The organism is Xenorhabdus indica (genome assembly GCF_014467235.1).
GTDB lineage: Bacteria > Pseudomonadota > Gammaproteobacteria > Enterobacterales > Enterobacteriaceae > Xenorhabdus > Xenorhabdus indica.
Map to the genome: position 1 here is coordinate 82,891 of NZ_NKHP01000011.1, position 20,976 is coordinate 103,866.

Consider the following 20,976-nt stretch of genomic DNA (forward strand, 5'->3'; position numbering starts at 1 on the left):
ATTTGCTTAATATTTACATAACAGCCAGGTTATTCTTTACCTGCCACAGATAACTGCTGGTAAATATAATGCTTATAGCTCTCCACCAGTGCTTTGTCCTGACAGTCATTAAGCTCACCACCACATAAATGACGCATCGTTATATTAGCCTGATAGAAAGGTGGAACGGTTAACCGAGCCCTTTCCAAAATCATCCCGCCGAGAAAAGAAATATCTGTCAGCTTGCCGATGGTAATAGGCGTTCCCTGTTTCAGATTATCCCGCATCGTAAATTGAGTCAGATACGCCGGATCAGGCAGTGAAGAGGAATATTGGTTAAAATGGATATTAGGTTGATGATCACCAAATGAGAGAAAAACGGTCGGCTTATCGCGTTTAGCCACAAATTCACTGAATTCTTTGATAGATGGATCCGATGTCGTGATCTTTTCCATATAGTGGCTGAATTTTCCTATTGCCGATGAAGTTTCAAGTTTGCCCGTCAATCCATAATCGTCGCTATGGTTCTCTTCATAAGGCCCATGCTCGTACATAGTCAGAGCGTAAATAAAGATGGGTTTATCCGTCTCCTCAGTCAGGAGAGTTTTCACGTAAGACAATACATCTTGTGTCCTGATCTGCCACAAATTCTCATCCATACTTGCTGGATAACCCAACTCTTGTGGCTGGATAATGCGATCAACACCCAGTGTCTGGTATGCATGTCCGGCATGATAGGCAGATTTATTAAATGGCGTCAGCACCACAGTATAATAACCATTATCTTTCATGGCATGAAACAGGCTATTTTGCAGATGGTCAACCACAAAATAAAACACAGAATTTTTACGCGAGCCGAAGTCATCAGTATCTAATCCCGTCAGGATAGAGAACTCTGATAGCCACGTTCCACCACCAAAGGTTTGTACCCGGAGTGGACTTTGCGCGCTGACCCCCGCATCATGCTGAAACATAAAAAGGTCTGGTAACCGAGTATTCGTCGGTAACTGATAAATATGCGGGTTAACCGTAGATTCCTGCAATAATACAACCACATCCGGTTTTACCTCTGATTGTGGTTCAGGCAGAGTGACATTTTTCGCCTGCTGCAAAAAATAATCTGCTGATACACCAAATTTAGGAGATTGGTACTCTACATCTTTAGCTGACATCACCATATTGGTCATTGTCCCACGCCCTTTGGGTAATTCAGCCTGCCATTCGTTATGGTAAGCATTGACGGTAAGATTGACACTCCCAACACCGGCAGCAACCAATACAACACTCAACACCCGCCATTTTAGCCCTCGCACTGGATTTGCACTTCTCCAGCTCAGGAACATATTGAAGATTAGCCAAACCAGCATCGCTACTACTGCAAGACCGGCTAGCCAATAGTGGTGCAGAGTTTCCTGATTTGAAGGATCGAGCATAATATTCAAATCAGAGAACATCAGTTGGTCTTTATAGTAGTGAACTTTTAGCTGGTTGAGGAATTTGATGATAATAAAAAGGGTTCCGGTAAATACTGCGGAAAACAACCCGCGTGCTGTAATAAGAAATACCAGCCCAAAGAGCGTACTAAATACACCAACAGAAACTAACGCGGGATAGATATCAGCACTTTTTTCAAATACTAATACCAGAGCTGCGAGCAACAATACCCCCAAATAAACCCCTGAGATTATTTTTTTCTTCATACCTTACTGTGTTCCATGCATGAGTCCAGTTTCATACCAGCCGATGAAAATAGCACAGGTTTCCCGACATACTGTAGACAAAATAAAGCAAGTCTTTCAGTACCTAATGTGCCAACCTGACAGATAAGGGTAAGTTTTTAAAAAATCTATCACCATGATTCTACTGTTAACACTATGTTGATTAATTCAATCGCAATTAACTATTAAATTTAAAATCTGTTGAATAAATTGGCGATCATAGTGACAAATAAGAGTATTATCAGAATGAAATCCTGTTAATAACTATATTTACAATCTAGGTTAGATTGGACAGTACAATCATGGTTATTCTTATTGATTAATATATTGAAAATAGAAGAGATTGATGATGAAACTAACACCTGAAAAATTGTGCTCTGCGATAGAAGAATATGCCCTCCAGCCAGAGAAGCAACGACATCTAACCCCAAAGCAAGTTCAGTGGTTTGCCAATCCAGAGAATATCTTTTTGATGATCACTACGGCATTAACTCTACCTGAAGAAACTATGGATGATATAGGAGACAGCGTCCAAGATTGGCTTGAAGTTGCCATCTCAGAACTCGCATTAATCGCTGTCAATTCACCTAAGGAAGTCAAACAACAATTTGAACAAGCTATTGAACTAATACTAAATTATGCTAAAGAAAACTTCGAGCTGCATAGTGAAAACGTATTGTTATGTTCCTCAATCTTGAAGCGATACCAGTTTCACATCAAAGCTGACATTGCTCAATTGTTGGATATTACAAAACATACCGATAGCACAAATGTGGCTTCTTTTCCCCAAAATCCTCCTAAATTAAAAGAACTCATTCATGAACTTAATCTTCAATCCGGCATCGAATTCATTGAATTTTTTGAAGATGGTTTTTCTGTTGCCCCCCTTGACGCGTTACACTATATACTGTCGGAAGTCATACAGTATTCATGGGGTATTGATGCACTACTTTTGCTAACTCAATACTTTGAGGAACCAATAGCGCTTACCAGTGCACAAGTGCTGGATCAATGTTCTTCTTCTGCCTGGAAACATTTATCCTACTTACAGCTTATAAACCTGTGTGCCCGTTTCAACCGTCATCCTTCAATTAAACCCTATCTGAAGCGATGGAAAAAACGTGCACTGGCACACCATAAGGCACGGGCGACAGCAGAAATATACGAACTATACACCACCCAGGTTGACGGTAATGATTGCGCTAGCATGATGATGAAAGCCACACTGGATGGTAAGGAGTACCAGATAAGTATGATGCTGGATTTTAAATCTGGTATCCGGGAAACCTTATTGAATACCGTCCCTGACCAAACACTCAGTGAGTTAATAGCACAATTAAGCACCGATACCAGTGTTGAATTTACGCTTGTTTCTCCAGACTGGCTGCAACAAGTGCTACCGTGGATCTTTTCCGTTCAGCAAGCTAAAAATACACCTCTCGACCTTTACTCACTTTATTGGTTGTCACAATTGCCTATCGACTGGACTCAACCAGAAGAGTTTAATCTTGAACAATGGAGCCAGAAATTGGGTTATGAGGTAAACCCGAAGCGGCAAGAGCAGAGTCGTCTCGGTTACTTCAGCCTCGGCCAATCTGTTGAATCAGCGCTCATGATGAGCTGGCTGGCACCAGAAGAATGTATATTGAAAGCGAAAAAACCCAGAGACTTATTGAAACTCTACTATTATGCAAACAAGGACGTGTTTACCGGGCGTCTGACTTACTCCGCCGCTGTCGAGAGATATAAGCTACCACCAGAAGAGAAACGTTTGACGAATGAATATCTGGATTTGGCTCATGCGCTCCACGATCCCGCGATAAACCGTAAGAGATTTGGTTTATTTGATACCCTGTCTGAATTCAGTTTTCGGCTTTTTACTATGGATCTGGATGACCTCTCTTCTTCAATCCCACCACAAGGGTTGGTTATCAAAATCAGCTTACTGGAAGCAAGCCCTGCTATCTGGCGTCGGGTTCAAGTCAGTAACCAGATGACACTGAATGAATTGCATGATGTGATACAAAATGTCATGGGATGGGAAAATATGCACCTGTTCCGTTTTGAACTTGGGGGAATAGAAATCCCGGAAGAAAATTATGACCAGGTATGTATTGGTTTATTCTTACGTGATATTGGTGATGAACTCAACTACCAGTATGACTTTGGTGATGACTGGCTCCATCAGGTAACAGTAGAGAAGGTACTTGAAAAAGATGTCCTTCAGCCTAAAGTTACCGCAGGTAACGGAGTCTGCCCAACTGAAGATTCTGGCGGTATTTGGGAATGGAATTATTTACTCAAGTTGAGAAAGAGAAAGCTATTGACCGAAGATGAAGCAGAGCACTTGGAATATATCGGGTTGTCCCCAAGTGAATCACTTGAACCTTTTGATAAACAAGAAGCGAATCATAGGCTCAGAAAACTATTCGAATAGTTTTTTATTCGAATAAAGAACTGTTCAATCAATAAAGTCAGTAAAAACAGAGAAGAAAATAGTCTCTGGTATTTTTACTGACAACGCAAGCGCCGGATTGAGCCGATGATATTCAATTAACAGCATCATAAATTAATCCGATGGAGAATGAAGCAGATGGGTAACACAAGGTCAGGAAACCACTTAATCACTCATGAGATTTGCGGTACTTCCCGTACCTATGTACAACAAAAAAACCATCTGAGCAGCCCCAAACTGGATTGGGTGGCAGAAGAAGTCCCCATTGCCTTAGTTTACAACGGCATTTCTCATGTTGTGATGATGGCAAGTCCGAAAGATCTCGAACATTTCGCAATCGGCTTCTCATTATCGGAAGGGCTGATCATTTCTCCGCAGGAAATTCGTGGTATTGATTCAATTATCAGTTGTCACGGCGGCATTGAATTACATATCGAACTCTCCAGTCGCCGCTTTGCTGAATTGAAAGAGCGCCGTCGCAGTATGGCTGGCAGAACGGGTTGTGGTATTTGTGGCACCGAACAGCTATCTGAAATATTTCGCCCAATCACTCCCCTGCCCTTTACACAAAATTTCTCATTAAGCTATCTGGATCAGGCGCTTTCACAATTACCCCGTTTGCAAAATATCGGTGCAATAACGGGTTGTACACATGCTGCTGGTTGGATTGACTTAGAAGGAAATTTACTGGGTGGATGCGAAGACGTTGGTCGCCATGTTGCATTGGATAAGTTACTGGGAATGCGATCAAAAACAGGTTGGCAGCAAGGGGCTGTTTTGGTTTCCAGCCGGGCCAGTTACGAAATGGTGCAAAAATCCGCCAATTGTGGCGTGGAAATAGTGTTTGCAGTTTCTGCCGCTACTTCACTTGCAATCGAAGTAGCGGAAAAATGTAACCTGACACTGGCAGGTTTCTGTAAGCCGGGACGAGCAACAATATATACACACCCTCAACGGTTAAAAGATTAATCAAGGCTATGAAACACCCACAAATTGGGTTCGATGTAGTGGGCCATCTGTTTCTCCGTATCCACCACCAATGGCACTAATCCACCTGGAATGATGTATTCCCCACTTTGTGGGAATTTCATACCTATCCATTCTTGCCACTCTTCCACTGTACCGTAAATATTCATCGAACGGAGTGCAGGTTTGATGATTTTGGCCCCTAAACGCCAATGAGTACGTATCCAGGGATCAAATGGCTCCCCTTTTTCATTTTTCCAGTTACAGTATTCGACAAAATCTTGCAGTGGATAACAACTTTTCAGACTTGGCCTGACAGGAACAACCATCCCTTGCAACCCTGCTTCACGCGCGGTTTGTTTCACACTATCAATTAATAAAGCCGGAACATGATGTCCACGGAATTCAGGATCAACAGTCACAGACAAAGCTGACAGCATATTTGCTTGCTTTTTTCCCTTAGCCTCTGCACCCTTACGCAATACTGCATCCCAACCATCGTCAGGCAGTTGATTTAAGGAAGTTTGCTCCCACGGAAAAGGAATTGAATTCAATAATCCAATCAGACGTTCTTGTTGCCCTTGTTTAAGGATGGCACATTTTTGAAAATGACTAAAATCAGGCTCATATAACGTATCCCAATATTGCTCGACCACCTCACCATGATCTACAAATTCCGGCCAACTGGCACTGATAAGATCATAAGATTCTTCCCTGAAATCTTCCCTTTCTTTAGCTGATTGAATAATGATTTTGGCGTCCATAACAGGTTCCATAATAAACAGATATCAGATTGATAAATATAAAGACATTCTTAATAGAATTCGCGTTATGCTCATGCAAAAAAAAGCTTCTCCGAGTATAAATAACTATTTCACTGAATAAAATTAGATTATTAATACCACAACAATATAAAGTGTTTAAGTTTACCAATCTCACATTTTTGACAAAAAGAAAATTGTTCCCCTTCTATCAAAAAAAGAAAAAATTAAATAAATTCACCACCTTATATAAAAACCTCTTTTAACCACCCTACACAACAAAAAACAAACAAGAATTATTATCATTTACATTATCATATGAAAAGTGTAATTTTCTTTGCGCAGTAAATCAGTTCATTTTTCATGATGGGGTAAAAAGGAACCCCTATTCCAAGCGAGGATAATAATGAGAAAGATTAAAGTATTAGTCGCCGCTGTAGGCGTCTTAGGATTTATGGCACAGGCTCAGGCAGCAGTAGGATTTGGTCAGAGTCAAGTAAGTACACCATCATATATTAAGGTTGGGAAAACCGAAGCGGGTCGTGGTCCACACGGTGGCGGAGCGGGTGAACCGGGTATAGGTGTCAGTTCCGTCTACGGTGGTCAGATCACTGGGTTTGCTGGTCTGACCCGTATGGCTCCAGCCGATAATAATGGCATTCATAATATCTCAATGGCGGGTGCTCCAGGTACGCACGGTAGTATGGGAGTATTTCATTTCAGCAAAGTTGCCAATGCGGATGTTTACTTTGGTGAATGGTCCCAGACGGGTAATGCCGATGACTCAACCCATACGGTTTATTACGCTGGCAAGGATGTCACTACCAACATTCCAACCGATGGTACAGCAACTTATACAGTAACAGGTATTAACCAATACAGCGGTAATAATGCTCTGTCCGGTGAATTTACCGCAGATTTTGGTGAAAAAACACTGATTGGTTCGATGTCAAATGCTGCAATGACAATAAATATTGATGCCGATATCTATGCCGATGCTAAGTTTGAGGGCGACGCTAACATTGGCAACCTTGTCGGGACAACAGAAGGTCACTTCTTTGGAGATAATGCATCCAGTCTGGCTGGATATGCCAAATTTGACGATGACAGATCCAAAGATACCGCCTTCGGTGGTACTAAACAGTAATTGTTAATTTTTTAGAGAACAGTGCCCCAAATGGGCACTGTTCTCTGTTTTTATTTTTTCTAATAGCATGAACTTTGTGATCTGGTTTCCCCAATGTTTGACAATAGAAAAACGCCAATATTATTAACAGCATTGATAGCCTTATGCTTTTCTTTATCCACTTATGCGGATGAAGATACCTCACATAAAATCTGGCAAGAGGCACAACATAATCAACAGGAAAAAGAAACCCATCTGATTACCCCTGATCCCATTTTTACCGAGGACGACGCTTCATCTATTGTCATTAATGGGCGAACATTTCAGGTAGAAAATAATCTAAATGATATCGGTCAGGCTCTCTATCTTGCCGTAAACCACCGACAATGGCCGGATGTCAGTCGCTTTCTCGCCGCTTACCAAAAATTATCCGGGCATGATGTTATGTTGGTGAATTTTGCCCAGGGTGGGCTGGCACGTCTTGAAGGTGACCTGGATCTCGCTGCCTATCATTATCAACAAATTCTGAAACAACAACCCGATTTTCTTCGCATCAAACTAGAATTAGCTCGTGTCTATTTTGAAGATCATAAAAACCGGGAAGCTGAAGACCTGTTCTCAGCATCGAGTGAACCGCAACAGTTACCAGAAGCAGTTTTAAAGAACATTAACAGTTACCTGGAAGCCATAAAACTGAGAAATGGTTGGCGTGGCTCATTCTCTGCTGGTTATGCCTATAACGATAACGTCAATATGTCTCCTGATCAGGAAAGCTTCTCTCAGTATTATGACCTAAAGAATAACCGATTCTTTCAAAGCCAAGTCCCCAGAGCCATCAAGGCGTGGGGGATGTCTTATGATGCTACATTAAACCGGCGCTACCAGCTTATCGGCCATCACGGTATTTTTGGGCGTGGTCTGATTTATGGTGAAAACTATCGTGATTACCATGATGAGAACGAAAACACTTTCCAGCTAATCGGCGGCTATAATTATAAAAACAGGAACCACAATATCTCTTTTGGCCCTGTGTTTGAATATAAGCAGCGGGCTGGTGATACCTTTTATCGCGCCACAGGTCTCAAAACTGAGTGGAGATGGGGAATTACCTCCCAAACAGCGCTTAATATTGAACTTGAGCACAAACAATTGCGCCATCAGCAACATTACCGCAGAAAAGATGGCGCACTCACCTCTTCTTACCTCACCTTATCCCACGCCATTAACAAAGAATTTATCCTGTTTGGCGGCGGTGACTGGGTTTACCGGGATAACGACCTGCATCCCGCAGACCGTTATCAACAATGGGGTGCACGTGCCGGGATTGCCGGGCAAATCTACCGCGGTATCAATGGTTCACTATTTGCCACACTGCGGGATCGGCGCTTTGGCGCTTACAGCCCGATGCTTAGGGCCAGACGTCAGGATACGGAGCAAATTTACACTGCTGTTATCAAAATTCCTGCCGCTGAAATATTGGGCATGACCCCCTCTGTGACTTTCCGCCACCGACGCAATCACAGCAATGTGGATTGGTTGTACAGCTTTAACAAAAACGAAGTGCTGATCAGGCTGGAAAAATATTTTTAAGCAAAATCTGATGATTTTTATTTGTACGATGATAATTGAGGCAGGAAATAGCAATGGCATATCGACTCAAAACCCGGCTTACCCCCACCACAGTGGCCTTATCACTGGCATTTTCACTGGCAGCACCACCTCTGTTTGCTGAATCCAAACCTGCGACCACAGCCCCAAACGGCAAGACTGATTTAGGTAAAATTCGGGTTACAGATAGCAGTCATAAAGATGAAACCGGTTATGATGCGGTCTATGACAAAGATATTTCTAATATCTATATCGGCAAAAAGCAGATCGAGCGCTACAAAGGTGCATCTCCTGCTGACGTCATTAAAGGTGCCGCAGGTGTATACAGCGGTGATGCCCGCAATAGTGGTGCCTTAGATATTAATATCCGTGGTATTCAGGGGCAGGGACGTGTTCCCGTCACTATTGATGGAACGGAACAGGCCATTACCGTTGGGCGTGGTTACAACGGTGCTAATAACCGCAACTATATTGACCCAAACTTAATCAGCAGTATTGAAATCGAAAAAGGCCCCTCCCTGAATCGTAAAGTCAAAGGATCTATCGGGGGCGCAGTCGCTATCAAAACACTAAATATTGATGATGTGGTGCCGGAAGGAGAAACGTTTGGCATCAATACCAAACTGGAAACCAGTAGTAATTCAGTCAGAGAGCGTATCCCTTCTTTGTCACTGGGGCAGGATTACCGCGATATTCCTGACTTTACCTACAAAGATGCTGAAACTGATCCTGCCTTGAAAATCACGCCACATTCATCAAAAGACAATAAACTGTTTGGTTTCAAAGACAATGCATTCCGTATCGCCGTGGGCACAAGGCAGCAATATTTTGATTTGATGCTGGCTTATGCTTATCGCCGTCAGGGTAACTATTTTGCCGGTAAAGGTGGAGCCCATCGTTATGATGAAGCCGTTACAGAAGCCGATAAAAAACTGATGACTGAACCACAAACAAGTTTAGACCCTTATTTGCCCTTTGCTGCCCGCATCTACCGCCCCGGTAATGAAGTTCCTAATACTTCCAGTGAGATGCAATCTGTGTTAATCAAAAACACCTGGCACTTCACCGATGATCAAGCACTACAACTTGGTTTTCGCAATACTCGCATGGATTTTGGCGATATTATGCCTTCAAGACTGGCAATGGTACTTGCTGAAGATAATGTGGTTCCTCAATGGCCGCTGGCTAATGTCCGTCAACAAGCAGCCAACCTGACTTATAAATGGCACCCTGCTGAAAATCCCTATATCGATTTCGATATAAACTTGTGGACAACCCGCACGACAGGGAATACCAATACCGCGGGTGGATATCCCCGTAGTCCGGTTAGCCGGGATTATAAATGGGAAAACGAGCGCGACAAAAAGACCCCCGATATTGATGGCACATTGATAAATACAGCCGTCACCAATTCCCAAAATAATCGCTGGGGCGTGGATATTTCTAATAAATTTGAGCTGACCCGCAATCTGGACTTGACCCTGATAGGAAATTTCCAACGCGAACATCTGGATTCCAACGATGAGTATAATCCCCAAAATATGTACTTTTTCCAGTCACCGGCAAGGAAAGGGCAACGTCAAGAAATCAATCTCGCTTTTAACTTTGATTGGCGCCCTGCTTCATGGCTGGCATTAAGCGCGGGTGCTAAACGTGTTTCCTATTGGTCCAAAGATGATTTTCTCAATGAACGTCGTGCCGCGAGAGATGGACGTTATAAAAAAGTGGGTGATTCCATCGGGCATGAGATGAGTTATTGGCGAACACTAACAGCAGAAGAATCGGAATATTTTAAGAAAAAGCAGAATAACGATTATTATTCCAAACTTAACAGAAAAGAAAAAAAAGAGTTACGTAATAAAGTAAAAAAAATTAAATCCAAAATTGATCGCCATGAGCAGATGCGTTGGATGGTTCAAGAAGAATTCACTTGGGAATATGATTCCAGTAATGGTCAGCTCAAAAAGAACCAAAACCCCTATTTCAACGGTCAGCTTGATATGAATGAGAGAATCATCGATCCAATAACTGGCAAAGAAGTTTATAAATATGAATACGGCATGGTAGTCGATGCAAATAGTGTATCTGGCTCTGATCCTACCAATCCCTGGGAACCAGCCCCAAAACGTAAGGATCACGCATGGGCACCAACATTTTCTGCTACGGCCTATATCACCGACAATCTCCGAATCTATACCCGTTATGCTGAAGCAGTAAGAATGCCGAGTATTTTTGAAGATACTGTCGGCTTTTCAGGCTTTAAAGCAAATTACACAGGCCTAAACTTCAAACCAGAACGAGCCAAAACCACAGAAGTGGGCTTCGTCTATGATTTCAGCCAATTGGTTAATGCTGAACGCAATGCCGATATCAAACTCTCCTATTACAATACTGTTATTGAAAATGTGTTCGACCGGGATAATACCTATCGTTTCTCCCAACTGGATAAACAAAAACTGGCTGGTCTGGAGTTACAGGCGCGTTACGACAACGGTAGTGTTTTTACCGATATTGGCTTGGTCTACAATATGAAAAACAAGGTGTGTGACAATAACTCAGTCGCAAGAATCGACTCCCAGAATCGTTATGGTATCCCTGAGTGTATTGACGGTGGTTTTCCAGGAGGTTATCTGCGTACTTCCATTCAACCGAAATATTCAGCTAATCTGAATATCGGCGGACGTCTGTTTGATGAAAAACTGGAGCTAGGCAGCCGGATGCTCTATCACAGCGGAGCGGAAAACAAAGATGAAAAATGGCTGATGAATATCTTGCCAGATGTTTACAAAGGGCAGTCCAACAATCCAATGCGCTGGAATCCGGTATTCACTGTCGATGCTTATGTTAGCTATCAGATCACCCCTACCCTATCAATGGAGCTGACTGGTACTAACTTAACCAACCGCTATTATCTTGATCCGCTGACGCGCTCAATGATACCGGCACCGGGCAGAACCTTTAAACTCAGTCTTACCAGCCAGTTTTAGAGGATAATATGATCAACACAGCGATATCAGACAACCCTGTTAACTATGTTCCATTGACACTCAATAAACGCTTTCTGGTTGGTATCCTGATTGCTGTTTTAGTGCATACCAGTCTGATATGGCTGTTAAACCGACATACAGATTCTTACGATGAGAGTGCTCAACATCTCAACCAAAATTCGCCTGAAAAAGAGTTTTCGATCACTATGGTAGCGGTTTCATCGTGGAAGGAGGAACCGGAGTTTGTTGAATTATCTCAGCTATTGCCAACTGTTCCTGAATCACCAACAACACCAGCAATTACACTGGATAAAAAAGTTCAAACAGAAAAAAAGATCGAGAAACCTGTCGAGCCAGTTAACATTCAAAAGCCGAAAAAGCAGCGGAAAGAAAAACCAAAAGAAAATGGAGAAAAACAATCCGTTCAATCCGCTCAGAAACAGCACCTAAAAGAGCTGGAAACCAATGGCATTGAGCAGATCAATTCACAAGGCGGCATGAGCAGAGCGGCAACTTCACAACCAGTGATGGGTCAAGGTCATAGTGAATCAGATAATTACCGCACAAAACTCAGACAGGAAATTGAACGTCATAAACGTTATCCCCGCAAAGCAAAACGAATGAGGCAGGAAGGTACGGTTACCGTCAATTTTACACTGCAAGATGATGGTTCCATCACCACAGCCAGAGTCGTTCAATCCTCCGGTTACAGTGCAATGGATAATGAGGCTTTAAAAGCACTCAGTCTTGCTAAATCCATTGGCCCGAAACCTGCAAATCTGGCGGCAGATATCACACTGAAAATTAGCTTTGAGTTGGATTGACAAATCGTTTTTTAGCTTGAAGTCAGTTGCCCTGGATATTCCGGTTCTTTTCATCACTTCTTGCATGAACCCGCAATTTTTACTGAAAAATTTTTCCCGGAATTTATACCGTATTACGGGGATAACTAAAGCTCCAAAAACTGTGCTCCAAAAAACTAAAATCGGAGCACAATGGATTAGAATCCTTTCCCTCAGTGAATAAAATTTTTCAAATCAGCCGATATCATTTGAAATAGCTTTATGTTTTTGGGACTTTCAGAATATTACTTCCCAATACAAAAACTTGAGAAAATCCGGCCAAGCAGATCATCAGAAGTAAATTCTCCCGTGATTTCACTCAATGCTTGTTGTGCTAAACGCAGTTCTTCCGCCAACAACTCTCCTGAACGGGCAAATACTAATTGTTGATGACCTTCCTGCAAATGTTCTGCTGCGGTATTCAGGGCCTGTAAGTGACGACGGCGGGCAAGAAAACCGCCTTCGGTATTACTGTTGAAGCCCATGGTTTCTTTTAGATGATCACGCAGCAAATTAATGCCATCACCTTCACGGGCAGAAAGGCGGATCAATGAATGACCATTTACCTCTGATACACCGGTTTCTTCTCCGGTCATATCTGTTTTATTACGAATAACCGTAATAGGCAAAGATGCAGGCAGACTTGCCATAAATTCCGGCCAGATTTGTGCAGGCTCGGTAGCATTGGTTGTCGTACTGTCCACCATAAACAGTACTCTGTCAGCTTGTTCGATTTCTTGCCATGCGCGTTCGATACCAATGCGTTCTACTTCATCACTGGCTTCACGCAAACCTGCGGTATCAATCACATGCAACGGCATGCCATCAATATGAATATGCTCGCGTAAAACATCACGTGTTGTCCCCGCAATATCGGTGACAATCGCAGCTTCACGGCCAGCCAACGCATTCAGCAAACTGGATTTACCTGCATTTGGACGACCGGCGATCACCACGTTCATCCCTTCACGCAAAAGACTGCCTTGACGTGCTTGTGAACGAACTTGCTCAAGTTCTGCAATCACTTCATCCAACTTGGCCTCTATCTTGCCATCGGAAAGAAAATCAATTTCTTCATCAGGAAAATCAATCGCCGCTTCAACATAGATACGCAGGTCAGTCAGCGCTTCCACCATTTGATGAACCTGTTTGGAGAATGTTCCTTGCAAAGAGTTCATTGCAGAACGGGCAGCCTGTTCTGAGCTGGCATCAATCAGATCCGCAATTGCCTCAGCCTGAGCTAAATCAAGTTTATCATTCAGAAATGCGCGCTCAGAAAACTCTCCCGGATTTGCGATGCGTACACCGGAAATTGCCAGAATACGTTTCAACAGTAAATCAAGAATAACCGGCCCGCCATGCCCTTGGAGCTCCAGCACATCTTCACCGGTAAATGAGTTAGGGCCAGGAAAATAAAGGGCAATACCTTGATCTAATACAGAACCATCCAGATCACAAAACGGCAGGTAGTCGGCATAACGGGGTTTCGGGAGTTTTCCCAATACCACCTCAGCAACTTCCGCAGCTTTGGGGCCAGAAATACGCAGAATGCCTACACCGCCTCGTCCCGGAGGAGTGGCCTGAGCGACTATCGTATCGGTGGTATTCATGAAATTCTCTCTTTTACCCATTTTCTGAAATAGCAAAGGCGGCCAATGACCGCCCTCTATTATATTTTTTAAAAAATCTATTTTTAAAAGACTTATTTTTTAGAAAGGTCTACTTTCTTTTCGCGAGTATGTAACCCACGTTTTTCCAGACTGCGGAAAATAACCTGCTGTTGGATAATAGTAACCAGGTTACTGACGATATAATACAGCACCAGACCAGACGGGAACCACAGGAAGAAGATAGTAAACACGACTGGCATATAAGTCATGATCTTCTGCTGCATTGGGTCAGTGACGGTAGTTGGTGACAGTTTCTGGATCACAAACATAGTCACACCCATCAGCAATGGCAGGATGTAATACGGGTCTTGGGCAGACAAGTCCTTAATCCAGCCCATAAATGGTGCATGACGCAGTTCAACAGATCCCATCAGCATGTAATACAATGCAAGGAAGATTGGCATCTGAATCAACAGAGGCAAACAGCCACCCAATGGGTTTACTTTCTCTGTCTTGTACAACGCCATCATTTCCTGACTCATGCGCTGACGATCATCACCGTAACGCTCACGCATCGCAGTAATTTTCGGCTGCAACAGACGCATTTTCGCCATAGAGGTATATTGCGCCTTAGTCAGCGGGTACATGATACCACGCACGATAAAGGTAATCGCAATAATGGAAAAGCCCCAGTTACCGATGAACTCATGCAGGAATTTCAATAGTTTGAACAAAGGTTGGGAAATAAACCACAACCAACCGTAATCAACAGTCAGATCCAGATGTGGAGCAACCGCTGCCATTTTGTCCTGAATTTCAGGGCCAACCCACAAGGTAGAAGAAACGGACTGTTTACTGTGAGGAGCGACATCAACAGAAGCACCTTGATACCAGATTTCCGCTAATTTTTTATCCTGATGTCGAGTGTAGAAAGTGCTGGTTTCGTTTTGATTCGGGATCCAAGCTGTAGCAAAGTATTGCTGCAACATCGCTATCCAGCCACCTTTTGTAGATAAAGATAAATCCTTATCTTCAATATCACTAAAGCTGTATTTTTTGTACTTTTCATCATCTGATGAATAAGCAGCACCACGATAAGTGTGCAGAGCAAAGTTGTTGCTACCTGTATCACGATGCGTTGGTAACTCAACGCTCTGTTTCAGCTTACCAAAAAACGCAACTTCTAATGGCTTGTCAGTCACGTTATCGATGCTGTAATCAACTGAAACCGCGTAATCGCCACGTTTCAGAACAAATGTTTTAACGTAAACTACACCATCCGGCGCAGTGTAAGTCATCGGAATACGCAACTCATTCTGATCATCAGCCAGAACATAATTCGTTTGTGTTGTGCTATATAAAGGACGTTCTTTATAACGTTTTGCGTTATCAGGACCATCTTGACCCACTAATCCACTTTGAGCCTGATAAGTAAATTCAGGGGTTGATTCAAGCAGTTTGAATGGTGTTTTGGAACCCATAGTATCAGGATAGGCCAGCAGGTCAGCCTCTTCAATATCACCACCACGGGTATTGATGTGCAACGTAAGCACATCCGTTTTCACGGTGATCAGTTTGCCTTGCCCATTGCCTGCTTCGCTACCCAGCGTACTTGTTTGGTGCGAGATCTGTACTGTTGGTTGTGGGTTCTTATCATTCTCCCACGCCTGCCAGACCAAGAACGAAACAAACAGCAAAGCGATGAGAAGGAGATTGCGTTGCGAATCCATCGTTAATGTTCTCTGTTATCTTCGTTTTTTCTAGGTGGGACAGGATCATCACCACCTTCGTGTAAAGGGTGGCATTTTAATACGCGTTTCACCGTTAACCAACTGCCTTTTATCATTCCAAACCTGCGTAATGCCTCAATACCATATTGGGAACAAGTAGGGTTGAAACGACAACGAGGCCCCAGTAGTGGACTAATCACTAACTGATAACCTCTGATTAAAATAATCAAGAGGCGCGAGCCAAGCGACAGTGACGACGCCATAATTTGCCTAACGTTTCCGTTAGCTCACGATTATCAAGCTCAGCGACCCCTTTCCTCACCAAAATGACAAAATCCATGGAAGGCAATTTATGTTGGTTTAAACGAAAACTTTCACGAGCCAATCGCTTAATACGATTACGCTCATGGGCGCGTTTAACATTTTTTTTGGCGACGGTTAGACCGATGCGGGGATGCCCCAGCTCATTAAGGCGTCCAAGGATGGTGATCTCTGCGGAACTTGCCCGTTGTGGCTGCTGGAAAACATAAGTGAAATGCTCGGGAGTTAACAAACGTAACTCCCTCGGAAAAGCGAGCTTAACCACTTGGAATGGTTAGCTTTATTACTTAGAAACAGTCAGACGAGCACGGCCTTTCGCACGACGGCGAGCCAGAACCTGACGACCATTTTTAGTGGCCATACGAGCGCGGAAGCCGTGAGTACGGTTACGCTTCAGTACGGATGGTTGAAAAGTGCGTTTCATAGCGATTTCTACCTAACTTAAAATTTGTAACTGATTCAGCAAATGCGTTGGCGACCAGTGAGAAATAAGTAGACACCGATGCCTCAATCGCAACATCAATATATAGAAAGAGGCAGGATTGTAATAAAATGTACTACCCTTAGTCAATCCAAGATGACGCGAGCCTGACCGCGCTTCAATCGGTGTCAGACTTGTTGCTACCTAATATTTTGCTATTTAAAGTGTTAACCCTGACTTCCACCAGCCACAGCCGGAAAAAAATCGTTCGGCATTACACACAGGGTGCAAGATTATACGGACTGTGTAATAAAGCGCAAGGATGCAACACAGATCCTGACATTTGGTTGGTAATTATACTGCTGTTTTCCCTTTGAATTTTAAACGATAACTAAATGGGATTTGCTATATACCATGATTACACTACAGTATCTTCTATGGGCTTTATATTCTACGAGTACCAACGCGTGGTGATCTCCCTGTGGATAAAAAGCGTCAAAGCTGTGTAAAAGAATGAGGATTTATATCGTCTTTTGCGTTATGATCATTGGTCACGATTCCGATCTCGCTGTACGGATCGTTGGGAGAGCGATGAAAGTAAAAGTCGCCACAAGGTACTGCGAGCTTTCTCATCGGTAGATGTTCTTATCGGTAATATTCTTATCGGTCAAAACGTTCTCATCGGTAAATAGTAATGTCTTGTGCCCAGTATAACGTATCTATTTATTCCAGTTTCTTTTATTGGTCTTGTTTTAGGGGAGTTTGCCGTGTCACTTTCGCTTTGGCAGCAATGTCTTGCCCGTTTGCAGGATGAGTTACCTGCCACAGAATTCAGTATGTGGATACGACCCCTTCAGGCAGAACTAAGTAATAACACTTTGGCTCTTTATGCGCCTAATCGCTTTGTATTGGATTGGGTTAGAGAGAAATATATAAATAATATCAATTTGTTATTAAATGATTTCTGTGGTCCTGAAGTACCATTACTGCGTTTTGAAGTGGGTAATAAGCCTGTTTCACCGAGCCAGTCTACGTCTCAGAAAATCATTGCTGATATGCCGGTGGCTACTGCTCCATCCAGTTTATCTGTACGTCCGAGCTGGGATAATGCAAAAGCGCAGCCGGAGTTATCCTATCGTTCAAACGTAAATCCGAAACATACATTTGATAACTTTGTTGAAGGTAAATCCAACCAACTCGCCAGGGCAGCAGCCAGACAAGTTGCCGATAATCCGGGAGGAGCATATAACCCGCTATTCCTTTATGGAGGCACGGGATTGGGTAAAACCCACCTTTTACATGCTGTCGGCAACAGCATCATGGCACGTAAAGCCAATGCCAAAGTGGTATACATGCATTCTGAACGTTTTGTACAGGACATGGTTAAAGCGTTGCAGAACAATGCGATAGAAGAGTTTAAGCGTTATTATCGTTCAGTAGATGCCCTGCTTATTGATGACATTCAATTTTTCGCTAATAAAGAGCGATCACAAGAAGAATTCTTTCACACGTTCAATGCTCTGTTGGAAGGTAATCAACAGATTATTCTGACATCAGATCGCTATCCAAAAGAGATTAATGGCGTTGAAGATCGGTTAAAATCCCGTTTTGGCTGGGGATTAACTGTTGCTATTGAACCACCGGAGCTGGAAACTCGAGTTGCCATTCTGATGAAAAAAGCAGATGAAAACCAGATTCAGTTACCGGGGGAAGTGGCCTTCTTTATAGCTAAACGCCTGCGATCCAACGTCCGTGAACTCGAAGGCGCTTTGAACAGAGTCATCGCCAACGCCAATTTCACTGGCCGGGCGATTACTATTGATTTTGTACGCGAAGCATTACGTGACTTATTGGCTCTACAAGAAAAGCTGGTAACTATTGATAATATTCAGAAAACAGTCGCTGAATATTACAAAATCAAAGTTGCTGATCTGCTTTCCAAGCGCCGCTCACGCTCTGTTGCCCGTCCAAGACAGATGGCAATGGCGCTGGCAAAAGAGCTGACAAATCACAGCTTGCCTGAAATCGGGGATGCCTTTGGTGGTCGTGACCATACAACCGTATTGCACGCATGTCGTAAAATAGAACAATTGCGTGAAGAAAGTCATGACATCAAAGAAGATTTTTCTAACTTAATCAGAACATTATCTTCCTAGCGCTATGAAATTTATCATTGAACGTGAGCAATTATTAAAACCCTTGCAGCAGGTCAGCAGCCCTTTAGGTGGCCGCCCTACTCTGCCTATTTTAGGCAATTTATTGTTGCAGGTGACAACCGGCTCCCTGTCACTGACAGGTACAGATTTAGAAATGGAAATGAAGGCTCGTGTAGCACTCACTCAGCCACATGAAGAGGGAGCAACCACCATTCCCGCGCGTAAGTTCTTTGATATCTGGCGCGGATTGCCTGACGGAGCGGAAATCAGCGTTGAGCTGGATGGTGACCGTATTCTGGTTCGCTCCGGACGCAGTCGTTTTTCACTCTCTACCTTACCTGCATCCGATTTCCCCAATCTGGATGACTGGCAAAGCGAAGTTGAATTCTCACTACCACAAGCAACATTAAAACGTCTGATTGAGTCTACTCAATTCTCAATGGCACATCAGGATGTCCGCTATTATTTGAACGGTATGCTATTCGAAACTGAAGGGGAAGAACTGCGTACTGTTGCTACAGATGGCCACCGTCTGGCGGTCTGTTCAATGAATATCGGCCAGAGTTTACCTTCACACTCAGTGATTGTCCCTCGTAAGGGTGTCATTGAATTAATGCGATTACTGGATGGTGGAGATAACCCACTCCAATTGCAGATTGGCAGCAACAATATTCGCGCCCACGTTGGTGACTTTATATTTACTTCAAAACTGGTTGATGGGCGTTTCCCTGATTATCGTCGTGTCCTGCCCAAGAATCCTGATAAAACGCTGGAAGCAAATTGTGACATGCTTAAGCAGGCATTTTCACGAGCTGCGATTTTATCCAACGAAAAATTCCGTGGTGTTCGCATTTACCTAAGCGAAAACCAGCTTCGAATTACCGCAAATAACCCGGAACAAGAAGAAGCAGAAGAGATCGTCGACGTCAATTATCACGGCGCTGAAATGGAAATTGGCTTCAATGTCAGTTATGTATTGGATGTCCTCAACGCATTAAAATGCGAGCAAGTCAGTTTACTGCTGACGGACGCCACATCCAGTGTAAAAATAGAGAATTCAGCCAGTCAGGCAGCGACTTATGTCGTGATGCCGATGCGTCTGTAAAGAATACGTCTGTAACAAGTATTAATTCATAACTCATGATTCTCTCGCGTCTGTTGATCCGCGATTTTCGTAATATCGCAAATGCCGATTTGCCGTTGGCAACGGGATTTAATTTTCTTGTTGGGCCAAATGGCAGCGGCAAAACGAGTGTATTGGAATCCATTTACACCTTGGGCCATGGACGCGCTTTTCGCAGTGTTCAGGCGGGAAGAGTGATCCGTCAGGATTGTGAGGAGTTCATTCTTCATGGGAGGCTGGAGCAACAATCCCATGAACGAACGCTATCGGTTGGATTAAGCAAAAACCGTCAGGGTGACAGCAAAGTCAGAATTGATGGCAGTGATGGGCACAAAATTGCCGAGCTGGCAAAAATGTTGCCGATGCAACTTATCACACCAGAAGGTTTTACGCTGTTGAATGGTGGCCCGAAATACCGCCGTGCTTTTATTGATTGGGGTTGTTTTCATAATGAACCGCGTTTTTTTACTGGTTGGGTCAACCTGAAAAGGCTGCTCAAACAACGAAATGCGGCATTACGACAGGTAACCCGTTATAACCAGATCCAGCACTGGGATCACGAGTTTGCACCGCTTGCGACCCAGATAAGCCAATGGCGTGCAGAATATATTGCAGGTATTGCCGGAGATATTGAAAAAACCTGCAAACAATTTTTACCTGAATTCACTCTCAATATCTCTTTCCAACAAGGTTGGGATAAAGAAAGTGAATATGCAGAACTGCTCGCGCGTCAGTTTGAGCGCGACAAAGCATTAACCTATACCGCATCCGGTCCCCACAAAGCCGATCTGCGGATCAGGGCAGACGGCATATCTGTAGAAGATATGCTCTCACGTGGTCAGCTTAAGTTACTGATGTGTGCCCTGAGGTTAGCACAGGGTGAATATTTCACCCGACAGAGCGGGCAAAAATGCCTGTATCTGCTTGATGATTTTGCCTCTGAGTTGGATGCCGGTCGTCGTAATTTATTAGCCGAGCGTCTGAAATCTACGCAGGCCCAGGTGTTTGTCAGTGCAATAACGCCTGAGCAAGTTGCAGACATGATTGATGTAAATAGCAGGATGTTTCGCGTAGAACATGGCAAAATATGCCCAATGGATTTCGAGGTGCAGCCAACAAAGCGGCAATTCGAAAGACGAAGGGTATAGAGGTTCAACCACAGGATTAAGATAA

16 protein-coding genes are annotated in these 20,976 nt (G+C 43.4%); 9 read left to right on the top strand and 7 right to left on the bottom strand.

Annotation, left to right across the window (positions count from 1 at the left end; all coding sequences use genetic code 11):
- Positions 1 to 29: 29 nt before the first annotated feature.
- On the bottom strand, positions 30 to 1,679 hold the full coding sequence (locus Xind_RS10490; RefSeq protein ID WP_047678974.1) for an LTA synthase family protein: 1,650 nt from the start codon (positions 1,677 to 1,679) through the stop codon (positions 30 to 32).
- Between the two features lie 364 nt (positions 1,680 to 2,043).
- Between Xind_RS10490 and Xind_RS10495 the strand changes: the two genes are divergently transcribed.
- Both Xind_RS10495 and fdhD read left to right on the top strand, forming a co-directional pair.
- The gene (locus Xind_RS10495; RefSeq protein WP_246432510.1) at positions 2,044 to 4,134 is read left to right on the top strand and encodes a plasmid pRiA4b ORF-3 family protein; all 2,091 of its coding nucleotides are present in this window, start codon (positions 2,044 to 2,046) and stop codon (positions 4,132 to 4,134) included.
- A 156-nt stretch (positions 4,135 to 4,290) separates the two neighbouring features.
- Positions 4,291 to 5,121 (top strand): formate dehydrogenase accessory sulfurtransferase FdhD, encoded by an 831-nt coding sequence (fdhD, locus tag Xind_RS10500; RefSeq protein ID WP_047678976.1) that lies wholly within the window; start codon positions 4,291 to 4,293, stop codon positions 5,119 to 5,121.
- Here the strand turns inward: fdhD and Xind_RS10505 are convergent.
- Positions 5,118 to 5,882: an N-acetyltransferase gene (locus tag Xind_RS10505; protein WP_187650033.1), complete on the bottom strand. Its 765-nt coding sequence runs from the start codon at positions 5,880 to 5,882 to the stop codon at positions 5,118 to 5,120. The genes fdhD and Xind_RS10505 overlap by 4 nt on opposite strands.
- Before the next feature lie 403 nt (positions 5,883 to 6,285).
- Between Xind_RS10505 and Xind_RS10510 the strand changes: the two genes are divergently transcribed.
- The 4 genes from Xind_RS10510 (at position 6,286) to Xind_RS10525 (ending at position 12,424) form a co-directional block, all read left to right on the top strand.
- The gene (locus Xind_RS10510; RefSeq protein ID WP_047678980.1) at positions 6,286 to 7,026 is read left to right on the top strand and encodes a Slam-dependent surface lipoprotein; all 741 of its coding nucleotides are present in this window, start codon (positions 6,286 to 6,288) and stop codon (positions 7,024 to 7,026) included.
- Positions 7,027 to 7,119: 93 nt separating this feature from the next.
- The gene (locus Xind_RS10515; protein WP_187650034.1) at positions 7,120 to 8,595 is read left to right on the top strand and encodes a surface lipoprotein assembly modifier; all 1,476 of its coding nucleotides are present in this window, start codon (positions 7,120 to 7,122) and stop codon (positions 8,593 to 8,595) included.
- A gap of 53 nt (positions 8,596 to 8,648) precedes the next feature.
- Entirely contained in the window at positions 8,649 to 11,600 is a 2,952-nt protein-coding gene (locus Xind_RS10520; protein WP_047678984.1) for a TonB-dependent receptor domain-containing protein, read from the top strand.
- Positions 11,601 to 11,608: 8 nt separating this feature from the next.
- Positions 11,609 to 12,424 carry an energy transducer TonB gene (locus Xind_RS10525; protein ID WP_187650035.1) on the top strand — a complete coding sequence of 272 codons (816 nt, stop codon included), beginning with the start codon at positions 11,609 to 11,611 and terminating at the stop codon, positions 12,422 to 12,424.
- Between the two features lie 263 nt (positions 12,425 to 12,687).
- Here the strand turns inward: Xind_RS10525 and mnmE are convergent, their stop codons facing one another.
- The 5 genes from mnmE to rpmH form a co-directional block, all read right to left on the bottom strand.
- Positions 12,688 to 14,052, bottom strand: a complete 1,365-nt coding sequence (gene mnmE / locus Xind_RS10530) for a tRNA uridine-5-carboxymethylaminomethyl(34) synthesis GTPase MnmE (RefSeq protein ID WP_047678988.1) — start codon at positions 14,050 to 14,052, stop codon at positions 12,688 to 12,690.
- Positions 14,053 to 14,144: 92 nt separating this feature from the next.
- Positions 14,145 to 15,782 carry a membrane protein insertase YidC gene (gene yidC, locus Xind_RS10535; RefSeq protein ID WP_047678990.1) on the bottom strand — a complete coding sequence of 546 codons (1,638 nt, stop codon included), beginning with the start codon at positions 15,780 to 15,782 and terminating at the stop codon, positions 14,145 to 14,147.
- A gap of 2 nt (positions 15,783 to 15,784) precedes the next feature.
- Positions 15,785 to 16,045, bottom strand: coding sequence for a membrane protein insertion efficiency factor YidD (gene yidD / locus Xind_RS10540; protein ID WP_047678992.1), 261 nt, complete (start codon positions 16,043 to 16,045; stop codon positions 15,785 to 15,787).
- Positions 16,009 to 16,368 carry a ribonuclease P protein component gene (gene rnpA, locus Xind_RS10545; protein ID WP_038267113.1) on the bottom strand — a complete coding sequence of 120 codons (360 nt, stop codon included), beginning with the start codon at positions 16,366 to 16,368 and terminating at the stop codon, positions 16,009 to 16,011. The genes yidD and rnpA overlap by 37 nt, the downstream gene beginning before the upstream one ends.
- A gap of 18 nt (positions 16,369 to 16,386) precedes the next feature.
- On the bottom strand, positions 16,387 to 16,527 hold the full coding sequence (rpmH, locus tag Xind_RS10550; RefSeq protein ID WP_038267117.1) for a 50S ribosomal protein L34: 141 nt from the start codon (positions 16,525 to 16,527) through the stop codon (positions 16,387 to 16,389).
- Between the two features lie 764 nt (positions 16,528 to 17,291).
- Here rpmH and dnaA point away from each other — a divergent pair.
- The 3 genes from dnaA to recF are packed head-to-tail and all read left to right on the top strand — an operon-like array spanning position 17,292 to position 20,951.
- On the top strand, positions 17,292 to 18,680 hold the full coding sequence (dnaA, locus tag Xind_RS10555; protein ID WP_047678994.1) for a chromosomal replication initiator protein DnaA: 1,389 nt from the start codon (positions 17,292 to 17,294) through the stop codon (positions 18,678 to 18,680).
- 4 nt (positions 18,681 to 18,684) lie between these two features.
- Positions 18,685 to 19,785, top strand: coding sequence for a DNA polymerase III subunit beta (dnaN, locus tag Xind_RS10560; RefSeq protein WP_047678996.1), 1,101 nt, complete (start codon positions 18,685 to 18,687; stop codon positions 19,783 to 19,785).
- 35 nt (positions 19,786 to 19,820) lie between these two features.
- Complete coding sequence (recF, locus tag Xind_RS10565) at positions 19,821 to 20,951, top strand: DNA replication/repair protein RecF (RefSeq protein WP_187650036.1); 1,131 nt, start codon at positions 19,821 to 19,823, stop codon at positions 20,949 to 20,951.
- Positions 20,952 to 20,976 lie beyond the last annotated feature (25 nt).

Excerpts from the sequence above, each read along its gene's own strand:
- Xind_RS10490 (WP_047678974.1), bottom strand. The coding sequence starts at position 1,679 with ATGAAGAAAAAAATAATCTCAGGGGTTTATTTGGGGGTATTGTTGCTC.
- Xind_RS10495 (WP_246432510.1), top strand. The coding sequence starts at position 2,044 with ATGATGAAACTAACACCTGAAAAATTGTGCTCTGCGATAGAAGAATAT.
- fdhD (WP_047678976.1), top strand. The coding sequence starts at position 4,291 with ATGGGTAACACAAGGTCAGGAAACCACTTAATCACTCATGAGATTTGC.
- Xind_RS10505 (WP_187650033.1), bottom strand. The coding sequence starts at position 5,882 with ATGGACGCCAAAATCATTATTCAATCAGCTAAAGAAAGGGAAGATTTC.
- Xind_RS10510 (WP_047678980.1), top strand. The coding sequence starts at position 6,286 with ATGAGAAAGATTAAAGTATTAGTCGCCGCTGTAGGCGTCTTAGGATTT.
- Xind_RS10515 (WP_187650034.1), top strand. The coding sequence starts at position 7,120 with ATGTTTGACAATAGAAAAACGCCAATATTATTAACAGCATTGATAGCC.
- Xind_RS10520 (WP_047678984.1), top strand. The coding sequence starts at position 8,649 with ATGGCATATCGACTCAAAACCCGGCTTACCCCCACCACAGTGGCCTTA.
- Xind_RS10525 (WP_187650035.1), top strand. The coding sequence starts at position 11,609 with ATGATCAACACAGCGATATCAGACAACCCTGTTAACTATGTTCCATTG.
- mnmE (WP_047678988.1), bottom strand. The coding sequence starts at position 14,052 with ATGAATACCACCGATACGATAGTCGCTCAGGCCACTCCTCCGGGACGA.
- yidC (WP_047678990.1), bottom strand. The coding sequence starts at position 15,782 with ATGGATTCGCAACGCAATCTCCTTCTCATCGCTTTGCTGTTTGTTTCG.
- yidD (WP_047678992.1), bottom strand. The coding sequence starts at position 16,045 with ATGGCGTCGTCACTGTCGCTTGGCTCGCGCCTCTTGATTATTTTAATC.
- rpmH (WP_038267117.1), bottom strand. The coding sequence starts at position 16,527 with ATGAAACGCACTTTTCAACCATCCGTACTGAAGCGTAACCGTACTCAC.
- dnaN (WP_047678996.1), top strand. The coding sequence starts at position 18,685 with ATGAAATTTATCATTGAACGTGAGCAATTATTAAAACCCTTGCAGCAG.
- recF (WP_187650036.1), top strand. The coding sequence starts at position 19,821 with ATGATTCTCTCGCGTCTGTTGATCCGCGATTTTCGTAATATCGCAAAT.